This window comes from Actinobaculum sp. 313 (assembly GCF_003073475.1).
GTDB lineage: Bacteria > Actinomycetota > Actinomycetes > Actinomycetales > Actinomycetaceae > Asp313.
Window position 1 is genome coordinate 469529 of record NZ_CP029033.1, and the last position, 13770, is coordinate 483298.

The window sequence follows — 13770 nt, forward strand, 5'->3', positions numbered from 1 at the left end:
TCTCAATATGTTGCCCGCGCGGGGCGCCGTGTCCTCGTCCATGAAGGCGAGCCCGGTCTAGGAATAATGCGTTACTCGCACGGGGCGTCGCGAGACGCACAAGATGTTGATCGAATGATCGCATGATGAGAATATGTGCACTGCGTTCATCTGTTCAAAAGATGTACATCCGATCAATACTGGTGTAACGTGGAACACGTCAACGCCGAGACGACGACGTCTAGAGGAAGGATGACGACATATGGCACCGAATATGAGAATGCAGATGGCGCCCGACCTTTCGTTCTCCCGTGTAGCCCATGGCTACTGGAGGTGGGACGAGTGGGGAATCAGCGTGGACGACCTGGCACAGTTGCTCCCGCAAATCCTTGACCTCGGCATTACCACCTTCGATCACGCCGATGGGTATGCGCTGGGAGCAGCTGAGACCGCCTTTGGCGAGGCCTTTGCAAAGACGGGAATATCCCGTGAAAGCATCGAAATCATCACCAAATGCACACTGGTGTACCCAGACGAGCATGTGAAGGTGAAGTACTACGACACCTCGCGTGAACACATCATCGCGCGGGTGAACCGTTCGTTGCAGAAGTTGCAGACCGACTATATCGATCTGTTGCTACTACATCGCCCAGATCCGCTAATGGATCCGGAGAGCACGGCTGCCGCGTTCGATGAGTTATACGAATCGGGGAAGGTCCGCCATTTCGGCGTGTCAAACTACAAGCCAATCGATTTCGACATGTTGCAGTCGTTTTCGAACCAGAAGCTGATCACCAACCAAATTGAAGTGTCCGTACTTCAGCATGAGAACTTTGATGATCGTACGGTTCAACACGCGGTGATGAAGCGCATCCATCCAATTGTGTGGTCGCCGTTGGCTGGTGGGCGGATCTTCACGGGACAGGGCGAAGAGGAGGTCCGGGTGCGGGAGGCACTGGAAGCAATCCGTGCTGAAATCGGCGCTCCGGCGATCGACGACGTCGCCCTGGCGTGGATCTTCACCCACCCGGTTGGATTTGTTCCCATTACGGGCGCCGCGGAACTTGAGCTGATTCGCAGGCCGATTGAGGCACTCGACTACACGTTGACCAAGGAGCAGTACTTCACGATCTGGTCGGCAAAGACCGGACGCCGGGTTCCGTAGAAGAACCATCAGCACCAGAACAAATGTCCAGTATCCAGAAAGGAAGAGTCATGCAATTGACAAGAGAAGAGTTTTTGCAGCGGAACGATCATTCCCTGCTCAAGCCGACTTTGACGTACGCCGACCTGCGCGCCGGTCTCGAATTCGCCGCCGAAACAGGGTGCGGCGCGGTATGTATTTCTCCGCATCGCCTGGCCCTGGCCAGTGAAGTCCTCAAAGGCACCGATGTGCGCATTGCTACCGTCGTTGGCTTCCCAACCGGAACGCATGCCACCCGGGCGAAGGTCGATGAGGCCAAACAGGTGATCGACGACGGTGCCGTCGCCCTTGACATGGTGATGGACATTGGCGCCATGCTCTCCGGTGATGAGACGAGGGTGCGCGATGACGTCGCCGCCGTCGTCGAAGCTGCTGCCGGAACTGAAGTGAAGGTCATCCTTGAGGTGGACTATCTCAGTGACGAGCAGATTGTCCGTGCGGCGCAGCTTTGCGCCGAGGCAGGGGCGAATTACGTAAAGACGTCCACCGGCTTTGTTGCGGGCGGTGCCAACGCGCACAATATCGGACTAATGCGCGGGGCCGTGCCGGATTCCGTCAAGATTAAGGCTTCCGGTGGTCTGTCATCCCTAGCGGATGTGCAGGCTGTTTTCGATGCCGGCGCAGATCGGTGGGGGATCTCGCGCACCAAGCAGATCCTCGCTGAGTTCTGAACTCAAGCGAGTTGCTGAGCAAGGCAAAGCATTGGGCGAGGGTGGCTGACGGGCAAGGCCGCCAACCGCCCGGCGCGGGGCCTGCTTCCGGTTTCATTCTCGACATGGTGCGAACAAGTGAACGAGGAGATGGACAAGGTGACGTATATTAAGCGCAGATACGCGTGCCAGGGGATCGCGTGCAACGCGGTCGCACGCCATAGCGCGGTCGCGTGCAATACGAAGGAGCCACATGTTCATTTCGCCGTCGCGAATCGCGCATATGTACTACGAGGAGGGCAAAACCCAGCAGGAGATTGCAAATCTGGTCGGTATGTCACGGATTCAGATCTCCCGTGTCCTGCAGCAGGCGCGCGTCGATGGAACGGTGCGCATCTCCATCGACTACGACGGATACTTTCCGGAGTTGGAAGGCGGGTTGAGCGAGAAGTACCCCGATGTGCAGTTCGTGGTGGCAGATTCGCTCGACGGCAGCGATGCGGCAATCAAGCGTTCCATCGGTGTGACGGCCGCCGATTATCTGGTACATCGCGTGCCCGATGGTGTGAAAGTTGCCGTGGGCTGGGGAACAACCTTGCGCGAACTTGGGCAGCGCCACGACGCCAAGGTCAAGAACATGATCTTCATTCCGTTGATCGGTGGGCAGGTCGGAGCGGGACTGGATGTGCATGCCAACTCGATTGCCGAATTGCTGGCCCAGCGTCTGGGCGGACGCGCTTTGCGCATGTTCGCACCCGCCGTGGCGGAAACCAAGAAGATCCGCGATCAGCTCGTGGCGTCGCGGCCTCTGCGCGACACTCTCGCAGAGGCAGCGAGCGCCCAGGTGGCCCTTTTCAGTGTTGGTTCGCCTTTCGCTACCACAACCACAATCGACAAGATTGGTTACTTCACTCCTGATGAGGTCGAACAGCTCCGCAAGGACGGTGCTGCCTGCGACATCATCTCACTGCGGTACTACGACTCTGTCGGCAAAGAATGCGGACAGAAGCTCAGTAGCCGTACCGTATCTATCACAGCTGAACAGCTTTTCGACATTCCGCTGAAGATCTGCCCGGCGGGAGGAGAGGACAAGCACGAGGCCATTGGCATTGCGCTCGGTCTTGGCCTTATCGACGTACTCGTCACCGATGACGCGACCGCGCGATTCCTCTTGGCCTAGCCCGGAAGCAATGTAACCGCAAGGGCTATGCGCCTCTGACCGCGGTGGGGATTTGATGCTCGTTCATGGCGATGGTGAGTCGTAACACGCCCCGTCGTACTACGTGTGATGCATTTCCTCGCACGGGAAGACGATCTGGCTCAGGGCACTTGCGGTGCAGAGCCGATGGCATCGGTCCGAGTTGCTGCAGCTGTTCATGATCGAGAGGCAACTCATGACTTTTTCCTTCAAAACAGCCGAAGAGATTGTCTTCGGCGACGGAGCCGCCGCGCGGCTCCCTGCATTCGTCGGGTCCTTCGGTTCACGCGCCTTTCTGGTTCTCGATCCGTACCTCGACGAATCGCGACCTCCGGTGGCCGGTATTGCACCGGAAATGCAGACGATTCGCAGCAGCGGTGAACCGACCGTCGAGGGGATCCGAGCCGCAACGCTGCAGGCTCGCGCCTTCGCACCGGACGTCGTCGTCGGAATTGGAGGCGGATCCACAATGGACATGGCAAAGGCTATCGGCATCCTGTTGCGCAATGACGGCGACGTGCTCGACTACCTGGAAGTAGTCGGCGTCGGCAAGCCGCTTGTGGCGGAATCGGTGCCCGTCATCGCCGTTCCGACGACGGCGGGAACCGGGGCCGAGGTGACCGCGAATACGCCAATTTACTCGCCTGAACACCAAGTGAAGGCGAGCCTGCGCAGCCCGGCCATGGTCCCGGATATCGCCCTGATAGACCCGGCGTTGACGGCGAGCACGCCGCGCTCGGTGACGGCCTCCTCTGGCTTGGATGCGTTGACGCAGTGCCTCGAACCCTACACGTCGCGATTTGCCAATGACTTCACGGATCTGTTCGCGCTGGAGGGATTGCGCCGGGCCGCGCGCGGACTGCGTGCGGCCTATGCCGATGGAAGCGATATGGCCGCACGTACGGACATGGCAATGTGTTCGCTGCTGGGAGGCCTATCGCTTGCAAACGCCAAATTGGGTGCGGTACACGGCCTGGCCGCTCCACTCGGTGGCATGATCGGCGCCGCGCATGGCGAGATCTGCGCCTCGTTGCTCGCGGTGGCGACCGAGGTGAACGTTGCCGCCATGCAGGCACGGGAGCCGGATAACCCCGCACTTGCCCGTTACAGTGAGGCCGCACGTATCCTCGCGGGGGATCCGCAGGCGAGCGTGGACGACGGCGTCGCCTGGATCCGTGAGACGGTGAACATGCTGGGTGTGCGCCCCCTATCCCAGCTCGGGCTGACGCAGGAACGGATTCCCGAAGCGGCCGAGAAGGGCATGGTTGCCAGTTCCATGAAGGGCAATCCAATCGTTCTCACGCTTGGCGAGGTCACGGAAATCGTCACGCGTTCTATGTGAGGTGCAACGAGGCGTTCCCAGGTGAGGTGAGACGGCGCAGGATGCGAGCGTGCAATGGGCTTGCGCGCCGACGCCCAGCCGAGATGCCTGTACCTCCACCCATCTGCTATTTCACGACGACTACTCGAAGACGAGGAGGACATCATGACATCACAAACTGCAGTCTTAACTATCGACGTCGGCTCTGGCTCGGTGCGGGCTATTGTCTGGAATCGTTGGGGGCAGATACTCGGCATGTCGCAACACGAATGGACATACGCACTATCCGATGTACCCGGCGGTCTGGATTTCGACACTGCGGCGGGCTGGGCGGCAACGGTCACCTGCATCCGGGAGGCTATTGAACGGGCGTGCGGTGAAGACGGAAGTATCGACCGCGAAAACATCAAAGCAGTCTCCGCCGCCAGTATGCGTGAAGGCTTCGTCCTTTACGACGACGTCGGCAAGGAGATCTGGGCCATTCCCAATGTTGACGCCCGGGCACAGGAAGAGGCGGCAGAGCTGCTCGAAGAGGGCCACGGCCCGGAGTTCTTCCGGATAGCGGGCGATTGGACATCATTGGCCGCGTCGGCCCGGCTGCGGTGGGTGCAGAAGAAACGTCCCGATCTGTGGGCGAAGGCCGCGCATATGACAATGCTGGGTGACTGGGTGTTGTACCGCCTTTCGGGCGTATTCACCGCAGATCCGTCCTTGGGTTCGTCATCGGCCATGTTTGACCTCAGGGAGCGGACGTGGTCGAAGCATATCGCGCAAGTCATTGGCGCCAAGCACATCCTGCCGCAGGTGCGTGAGTCGGGAACCGTCATCGGCGAGATCACCGCTGCGGCTGCCTCGGAGACGGGTCTTTTGCCGGGAACCGTTATCGTGGCCGGCGGCGCGGACAATATGCTCGGAATGGTAGGCGCACGCGCCGTTGAAACCAATCAAATAGGTATCGCAGGCGGCACGTACTGGTTAACCGCCGGGATTACCGACAGGCCCGTTCTCGACGACGCCATGGAACTGCGTTCGCTCTGCCATGCCATTCCGGGCAAGTGGATCCTGGAGGGTTGCGGCTTCGCCCACGGATTCTCCACCCGTATTGTCCGCGATGGCCTGCTACGCGAGGCCAATCCCGCCTTCGACGAGTCTAACGGCTACGAATATCTGACCAAGATAGCGCGCGATTGCCCGCCCGGTGCCAATGGCGTGTTTTACTTCGCGTCGAACGTGATGAACACGAAGTCCTGGAAGCACCCCGTACCCTCTATCGTCGGCCTGGATCCCTTCCGAGTAGAGGAGACGGGACTGCCGTCGATTTACCGTGCGGTGATGGAGGAGGCCGCTTATGGGGCTCGCGCGCACCGCGACATGATCGAGCATGTGTGGGGGCATGGCGCGAGCGAGACGATCTTCTTCGGCGGCCCGTCGCGTTCCGAGTTGTGGTGCCAAATTGTGGCCGATGTGCTCGGAGTAGATCTGAAGGTTCCGCGTGGCCCGGAGGCGACGGCGCTCGGTTCGGCCCTATGCGCTTTCGTGGGAGCAGGAGAATTCGCCTCGCTGGACGACGCCGTCGCCGAGGCCAGCTATCGGCACCGCACCTTCCACCCTATCCCGGAGAACGTCACCGCCTACGAGCGACTGTATCCGCAGTGGCGTGCGCTGAACGACCACATGCTCGAGGCCTCTGATAAGGGGCTTGCGCCGTACATGTGGGTGGGAGCGGGCGCAGCTAGCCCACTTTCGCAGCGTTGAGGCGTGGGCGCGCGCAGGCGTGTGTCAGAGCCGAGGGCAACACCTACATTGGCAGGCGAAGGTGGCCGAGAGGCGCAGGGGAGCACTTCCCTGCGCAGTGCCACGTCGTCGTCGATGTGGCGCCGGTTCAACTGATCGGCGCCACACACAACACATCAATAAGTAAAACAGGGCGGTTTCGTGAGGCGGATGTACGCATGTGGGTCTGCGTATGTGGGCCCGCGCATTCGCGACGTACGCCGGCCTCACCGTCCACCTATCGAATGGAGAACATTATGACTCTCGTCGCCGGAGTGGATTCGTCCACCCAGAGCTGCAAAGTAGTTGTCCGCGACCTCGCCGGAAATATTGTCCGCGAGGGACGCGCACCACACCCGCCTGGAACCGCCGTCGACCCGGCGCTGTGGTGGAATGCCATGCTGTCCGCCGTCCAGGCGGCGGGCGGTCTGATGGATGTCGAGGCGATATCGGTTGGTGCGCAACAGCACGGCATGGTGGCCATGGATGAGCGAGGGAATGTGTTGCGCGACGCTCTAATGTGGAATGACACCAGTTCTGCACCAGCCGTCGTCGCACTGAACGATGAACTAGGGGCCGATGAGTGGGTGCGCCGCACCGGGTTGCCGCTGGCGGTCTCCTTTACCGTCACGAAACTACGCTGGCTGCGCGACAACGAACCCGATAACGCCGCCGAGGCGGCTGCGGTGATCCTGCCCCATGACTACCTGACGTGGCGGTTGAAAGGCGGTGAACCGGGGCATCTGGACATGGATGATCTGACCACTGATCGATCCGATGCGTCTGGTACGGCCTATTGGTCGGGTGAAACAGAGGATTACTGCCATGATCTTGTGGAGGTGGCGCTCGGCCATCGAGTGCACCTGCCGCGGGTGCTCGGACCGCGGGAATCCGCCGGCGTCACGGCCGAAGGTCTACCGGGGATTCCCGCCGGGATTCCGATTGGAGTGGGAGGCGGCGACAATGCCTGCGCGGCGCTCGCGCTCGGATTGGAGATCGGTGACGCGGTTATTTCCATGGGGACGTCAGGAACGGTTTACGCTCGCACTGATCGGCCCGTGCACGATTTCTCCGGTGTTGTGTCGTCCTACGCGGATGCCTCGGGAGCGCATCTACCGTTGTCGGCAACGCTGAATGCGGCGCGGGACGTCGACGTCGTCGCGCGGCTACTGGGCCGCGATCACGGCGAAATCGCCTATCTCGCCTCGGTGGCATCTCCGGGATGTGACGGTCTCACGCTCCTGCCGTATTTCGAGGGAGAGCGTACTCCGAATCTTCCCGATGCCCGTGCCAGCCTGTACGGCATGAATATAGCCAACACGACGCCGGCAAATCTGGCCCGCGCGGCGGTGGAAGGTATGCTGTGCTCGCAGGTTGTAATGCTGAATGCGACTATTGACCTCGGCGTGCCGGTGGAGCGGGTGCTCATTATCGGTGGTGCTGCACGTTCGGCAGCTGTGCGAGCGATTTTGCCGCAGATCATCGATAAGCCCATCTTCGCACCGGAACCGGGGGAGTATGTGGCTCAGGGTGCCGCGATGCAAGCGGTGGCGGCGCTGACCGGTGACTTCCCGGATTGGGAACAGTGTGGCGACACAATTGAATCCGCCGAGCAGCATCCCGAGATCATGGGTCAACATCTGGAGGTACGCCAGCGCATCTACGGCGTGTGACCCAAGCTGTGGCCCAATGCGATGGGGCTGGTGTTGGGGCTGGGGGCCTGGCCGTGGGCGTGTTTCGGCTCTGGGCTGGGGCAGTGGCTGTGGTCTTGGGCGCTTCGGCTGTGGGCTGGGGTGCCGGGATTCCTGACTCGGGTGTTCCAGTTGCGGACTGGGGTGTTCCAGTTGCGGACTGGGGTCTTGGGTGCTAGGGGTCCTGACTTGAGTCCCTGCCTCTTACTGCGTCAAAATCTCCGGGTTTTCCGCAATCTTCCGCGGAAAGCCCGGAGGTTGGCGGAAAGCCCGGAGACTTCGGCTAGTGGGTGGGGATAGGCAGGCCATGGCGGCGCGACTCGGCTCGCGGGTCCGTTGGATATGGCGTGTGGTCACGTGCTGGACGCGAGAAAGAGTGTGGCCTGGACTAGAGATCGCGCGTGAGCCCGGTAGGAGTCAGATTGCCTGTGGGCCAAGCATGAGCGTGGGATCATATAGGCGGGACTGAAAGGAGAATTACCCGGATACCTTGGGAGGCAGGCACGGGTGAACAGACAGGACATACTCGAGAGGCTGCGGGCACAGATCGCGGTGAATGGGCACGTGGTTGGTGCCGTCGTTGGCTCGGGAATGGCGGCTAGATTCGTGGCGATGGCGGGCATCGACTTCTTGCTGGCGCTTAGTGCTGGTCGATTCCGGATCGCAGGTCGCAGTTCGTACGCGAGTTATTTCTGCTACGGGAATTCCAATGAGATCGTCAAGGAGTATGGAACCAGCGAGCTCTTGCCGATTATCCGCGATGTGCCCGTCCTTTTCGGTTTGTTCGCTTCCGATCCATTCATTGCCCTCGGGCCTTTCCTGGATGGGATCCGGGAGAGTGGATTCTCCGGCGTCGTCAACTTTCCGACGGTCGCGCTTCTGGACGGCCAGTTCCGCGAGGCGGCAGAGGAGGACGGAGTCACCTTCCAATGTGAGGCCGACGCTATCGCCATGGCACACGAGCGCGATCTCTTCACGGTCGCGTTCGTGACGAATGCCAGCCAGGCGCGGGAGATGGCTGAGGCCGGAGCAGATGTCATATGTGCTCATTTGGGCCTGACCCGTGGCGGATATGTTGGTGATGGCCAAAGTATCCCGATAACTCAAGCCGAGCAGATCGCCCGCGAGGTCTTTGCTGTTTGCCAGCAGGTGCGCCCTGAGGCAATTCGCATGGTTTATTCCGGGCCTGCCAGCACGCCGGTCGACATGCAATACCTGTACGACAACACACCCTGCCAGGGATACATCGGGGGATCGGTCTTTGACCGTATACCCTCCGAGAAAGCGATTCTTGATGCGGCCATCGCCTTCAAGAGCGGAGGTAATGCCGCAAAAGAGGCCCGGATGCGTCGCCTGGTACGTCGAAGTATGCAGCCGTCCGACTATGCCGACATTGTTAAGCAGTATGTCGCAGAGAACTATGCACATCCGGTCCATCTGCGTGACATCGCGCTTGTTCTTCATCTGTCATACTCGCACCTCAGCGCCATGTTTACGCGGGAGGTGGGGTGCACCTTCACGGAATATCTCATCCGCTACCGGATGAATATTGCCCAGGATCTGCTGCGTCAAAGTAGAGCCAACATTGGTGAGATTGCGCGCAGTGTCGGTTACTCTGACCCGGGGCAGTTTTCGAAAACCTTCAAGAAACGAGTCGGTCTTCCGCCCGGCGCGTTTCGACTGGCCGAGGGACCTGGCCGAGGGAAGTGATTGAGTCGGCAGGTGTTGACCGGGGCCGATGGGGAACCCGGGGCCGAGGGGGAGGGACTGACTCGGCAGGAGTTGACCGGGCCGGTGGGGAGCCCGGGGCCGACGGGGAGGGACTGACTCGGCAGGAGTTGACCGGGCCGGTGGCGATGTCTTGTAGCGCGGCACTACGCAGTGAGTAGGCGGCGGTGACGCCGTAGCGCAACGACGCCGAGCCGGTTCCCCGCACCAGCTCGGGTACGGGGAACCGCTCTAGGTAGGCAGGGCTTTCCGACCGGAGGCACAGGCAGAAGCCATACCCGGACGGTCTCAGATCCAGGATGTCCGATTCCACCTGTGCAAGGTTGTGCCCGGTCAAAAGCGCGAGGACGGGACTACTCTCACCCGTCGGCATCGCCACGACCAGGACCGGTTAGAAGCGCGCAGACGGGATCACTTGCTAATCGCCTTGAAGGCGGCGGCCTGTGCCGTCATACCGCGCTCGGAGGCAAGCCTCTCAATGGAAGATGCCCGAAGAATCCGTCGATTTCGGGAACGTTCCGGATGACGTATGCGGCATCCTCCGGGTCCGCGATCGGACCGCCATGGCAGATCACCATGACCTCGGGGTTGACGGCGCGACCGGCGGCAATGATCTCGCGGATTTTTGCACAGCAGTCGTCCAGTGTCAGAGCCGTTTCCGCGCCGATTGAGCCTTTTGTCGTCAAGCCCATATGGGCCACGAGGATGTCGGCGCCTGCCTCGGCCATGGCGGCTGCTTGGTCCGGATCAAAGACGTAGGGGCAAGTCAACATGTCGAGTTCATGTGCCTTTCGGATCATCTCGACTTCAAGCCCGTACCCCATGCCGGTCTCTTCCAAGTTGGCACGGAACTTCCCGTCAATCAAGCCGACCGTCGGGAAGTTCTGGACGCCGTTGAATCCCTGTTCTTTGAGTTGCTTCAGGAAAATGTCCATGATCCGGAACGGGTCGGTGCCGCAGACTCCGGCGAGTACCGGTGTTTTCTGCACGATGGGCAGCACCTCTTGCCCCATCTCCTGGACGATCTCATTTGCGTCGCCATAGGAGAGAAGGCCGGAGAGCGATCCACGTCCGGCCATGCGGAAGCGCCCGGAGTTGTAAATGATCAGGATGTCGACGTCGGCCTGCTCGGAGCATTTTGCGGTGATACCGGTACCGGCACCAACGCCGACGAGGATTTTCCCGGCAGCGATCTCTTCTCGGAAACCTGCGAGTATCTCGGATCGGGTTGCGTGAAGCATTTGTTGTCCTTTCCTTTGAAACTGTCGTGTTGGGATTGAATGCGGCGGATTGTCGGGCGAGGGCGTCCAGCGCTGGAACTTGTGGCCCTGGATTGTCCATCGCGCCGATGCGGTCTAGTCCGCTGCCCGCATTAGGCGGATAAGAGTGTCCGCCGCTATGCGTGCGAAGTTCTCATCGTTGATATGAAGGTCTAGTTCTCTCACCTCGATCCGGGTGGGGTCCAACTGTTGGCGGAGGGTGGTGAACAGGGCGGCGTCGGCCTGTTGATCCCAGAAGGCTTCACCCTCAGCGTCAAGTGCTGATACGCCCTGTAACGGTAGGAGCACGATCGTCTTCCCGCCACCTTTGTTGAGGTTCGCCGCTATTCGCGTACCGATTTCTCGGAGCTCTTCGGGCGTTGTTCGCATGAGGGTGACAGATGGGTTATGCCGGTATAGGTTCCGTTCGCGAAATTTGGTGGGTACTGAGTCCGGTGGGCCATAGTTCACCATATCGAGCGCACCTACGGAAACCACTTGTGGCGTGCCAGCCCTGCCAGCTGCGGTGCAGCGATCTGGCCCGGCCGCCAGGATGCCTCCCACCACTTCGTCGCACCATTCTGTAGTCGTCAGATCTAAGACACCGGCGAAGGCACCGGAATCGATCAGAGACTCCATCGTTCGCCCGCCGGTACCGGTGGCATGGAAGACCAGGACTTCGTAGCCCGCCTCCTCTAGACGTTCCTTGGCGGCCATAACACAAGGGGTTGTAACGCCGAACATTGTGGCGGCGACGAGCGGACGGTCCTGCTCGTGGTCCTCTGCTGTGCCGTCCGCGTTGAGCATGCCGACGACGGCGGCCACGGCATTACGGTAAATGGTCCGTGAAATCTTATTGAGCCCGGCGACGTCGACAATTGATGGCATCATTACGATGTCACTGGTGCCAACGTAACGGGCGACATCGCCAGCCGCCATGGTTGAAACCATGAACTTCGGAACGCCGAGGGGAAGCTCCCGCATGCCGGCTGTTGCGATCGCTGTTCCGCCTGAGCCGCCTAGTGAGAGCACTCCGTCTAGGCGGCCTTGTGCGTAAAGACGAGGGAGAAGTTTGGCCATGCCCTCGGACAGAGCCGCCGTTGCTGCGGCTCTGTCGTGTGCGGCTGCAATGAGGTCGATGTCGTGGCCTGCTGCCGCGGCGACATCACGATTGCTGATGTCTGGCGTGGGGCTCCCGGTTCGTTCGGGCACCGGGCTTGATGCGGCGGGGGATGGAGTGCCAGTGTCGGCGAAGACTCCGGTATCGATCAGCAGGGTACGCGCGCCAAGTCGTTCGGCGCATTGTTGGACGTAGAGGAATTCGGCACCCTTGGTATCAAAAGTGCCTGCGATAGCGAGGGTTTTCATATGAACCTCCTGCTGTACTGCAATGTACAAATCGATGTCTATTTCGACGGTTGCGCGGCCGTCTGGAGACTGGTGCGCTGACAGTCGCTCAGTGGCTTGTGTCAGTTTCAGCCTCGTTGCGTGTGTGTTTTCAGTATGCGGAGGCGATCGGGGGAAGGGAATGGTTTGATTTTGGATTGTTATGGGTTCATGTTGGAGCCGGGGAGCTCCTGAAGGCTGGTTGCGGTCGGTGGGTTGCTGGTTGCGACCTGTGCGGTGTTAGTTGCGGCTCGCGCGGTGTTGTTGCTTGCGGGGTGCTGCGGCGGCTGTGGCGCCTTGGTTGCGGCTCGTGAAGTGTTGGTAGTGGCGGTGGATTCTCTGATTCTCCGGGTTTTCCGCAGTTTTCCGCGAATAACCCGGAGACCGGGCGAAAACCCGGAGAATCCCGGTGGTGAGGGGGCCAGGTTGGTGATGCGCCTACACGTTGCCAGTTGCTCGTATTTCACATGCTGAGCCTCTCGCGAGGGGAGGTTTCAGGTGGCCGAGCCCATGCCTCACTTGTCGGGGTCATCGTTTTCCGGCGGTTGAAGTTGGTGCTCAGCGCCGAGCATGGCGATGTGCACCTCAGCGGGTGGAAGATCAAGTTCTTGGGCAATACGGGTGCCAGTTAGCTTTCCGTATCGGGTGGACTCCAATACAAAAGCAAATAGTCGCGACCGTTCGTAGCCTGGCATTCCCTCTGGCTCGCTGGTGCGGTATCCAAGGTGAGTCAGCTCGCTCGAAACTGAGCGGTAGGACCACACAGTCATATGTCCGATGTCGCGGGCCACATGCGTGAGGGTGAGGGCGGCGACGGACCAGACCTGCTTGGTCTCTAGAATCTCTTCGGTCGAGGGATTGTGGTTGAGTTGCTGGGCTAAGACATCGCTGGGTAGGAGGAACTCACGAGCGAATAGGGTGGCCTGGACCTCGTGCGAAGCTCCAGACGGGGTGCCGCTGTGGCGGTGTAACACGAGATGGCCGAGTTCGCGCGCTAAGTCAAAACGTGTTGCCTCGGGTGTAGATGCGCGGGCGAGCAGGATATACGGGCGGTCATCATACCAGTGCGAGAAACTCTTAACCGCGGCGGCTGCCATCGGAAGCCCGTTGATCCGGATGCCGCGGAGCTCTGCTAGCCGGACAAGATTAGGGATGGGATCTGAGCCTAAACCCCAGGCGGAACGGAGCTCACGAGCCGCCTCTGCCGGAGAGAGACCTGGCAAGTCGGGAACATTGAGGCGGGGCAGACTGAAACGTGTGTCAATCCACTCATTGACGTCCATGTAGAGCGTTGCAGCCGCAATGGCGAGCGACCGTTGCTGGTGCGTGGTCTTCCGGCCCGGTCGCAGAGCGGGAGAGGAGATGTTCAGTTGGACCGGATCGCCACGGGAGAAGAAGCCGTCGGGGAAGGACAGCAGCGCTCCGAGTGCTGGCCGGACGGTATGGGGAGCGCTATGCGCCTCGTATTTCTGTACCGTGGGTTCGGTGACGCCTAGTAGGCGAGCAAGTTCATTTTGACTCAGTCCACGGCGCAGGCGGGCAACACGGATCCGTTTGGCATTCAGTGGGCGTTGACTCACT

The 13770-nt window shown here is 60.5% G+C and carries 10 protein-coding genes; 7 read left to right on the top strand and 3 right to left on the bottom strand.

Annotation, left to right across the window (positions count from 1 at the left end; all coding sequences use genetic code 11):
• Positions 1-241: 241 nt before the first annotated feature.
• The 7 genes from DDD63_RS02035 (at position 242) to DDD63_RS02070 (ending at position 9526) form a co-directional block, all read left to right on the top strand.
• Positions 242-1144 carry an aldo/keto reductase gene (locus tag DDD63_RS02035; protein WP_205647292.1) on the top strand — a complete coding sequence of 301 codons (903 nt, stop codon included), beginning with the start codon at positions 242-244 and terminating at the stop codon, positions 1142-1144.
• A gap of 50 nt (positions 1145-1194) precedes the next feature.
• Positions 1195-1854, top strand: coding sequence for a deoxyribose-phosphate aldolase (gene deoC / locus DDD63_RS02040; protein ID WP_108714972.1), 660 nt, complete (start codon positions 1195-1197; stop codon positions 1852-1854).
• 232 nt (positions 1855-2086) lie between these two features.
• Positions 2087-3013, top strand: coding sequence for a sugar-binding domain-containing protein (locus tag DDD63_RS02045; protein ID WP_108714973.1), 927 nt, complete (start codon positions 2087-2089; stop codon positions 3011-3013).
• Between the two features lie 214 nt (positions 3014-3227).
• A complete protein-coding gene (locus DDD63_RS02050) occupies positions 3228-4373 on the top strand; it encodes an iron-containing alcohol dehydrogenase (protein ID WP_108716601.1) in 1146 nt (381 codons plus the stop codon).
• A gap of 144 nt (positions 4374-4517) precedes the next feature.
• Positions 4518-6107, top strand: coding sequence for an FGGY family carbohydrate kinase (locus DDD63_RS02055; protein ID WP_164505416.1), 1590 nt, complete (start codon positions 4518-4520; stop codon positions 6105-6107).
• Positions 6108-6382: 275 nt separating this feature from the next.
• Positions 6383-7798 carry an FGGY family carbohydrate kinase gene (locus tag DDD63_RS02060; RefSeq protein WP_108714975.1) on the top strand — a complete coding sequence of 472 codons (1416 nt, stop codon included), beginning with the start codon at positions 6383-6385 and terminating at the stop codon, positions 7796-7798.
• Between the two features lie 525 nt (positions 7799-8323).
• Positions 8324-9526 carry a phosphoenolpyruvate hydrolase family protein gene (locus DDD63_RS02070; RefSeq protein ID WP_108714977.1) on the top strand — a complete coding sequence of 401 codons (1203 nt, stop codon included), beginning with the start codon at positions 8324-8326 and terminating at the stop codon, positions 9524-9526.
• A gap of 467 nt (positions 9527-9993) precedes the next feature.
• Here DDD63_RS02070 and DDD63_RS02075 read toward each other — a convergent pair whose 3' ends face one another.
• The 3 genes from DDD63_RS02075 to DDD63_RS02085 all read right to left on the bottom strand — a co-directional run bounded on the left by DDD63_RS02075 (position 9994) and on the right by DDD63_RS02085 (position 13769).
• Entirely contained in the window at positions 9994-10785 is a 792-nt protein-coding gene (locus DDD63_RS02075) for a phosphoenolpyruvate hydrolase family protein (RefSeq protein WP_205647293.1), read from the bottom strand.
• A 114-nt stretch (positions 10786-10899) separates the two neighbouring features.
• Entirely contained in the window at positions 10900-12171 is a 1272-nt protein-coding gene (locus tag DDD63_RS02080) for a Tm-1-like ATP-binding domain-containing protein (protein ID WP_108714978.1), read from the bottom strand.
• Positions 12172-12704: 533 nt separating this feature from the next.
• On the bottom strand, positions 12705-13769 hold the full coding sequence (locus tag DDD63_RS02085) for an XRE family transcriptional regulator (protein ID WP_164505417.1): 1065 nt from the start codon (positions 13767-13769) through the stop codon (positions 12705-12707).
• Position 13770: the final 1 nt, after the last annotated feature.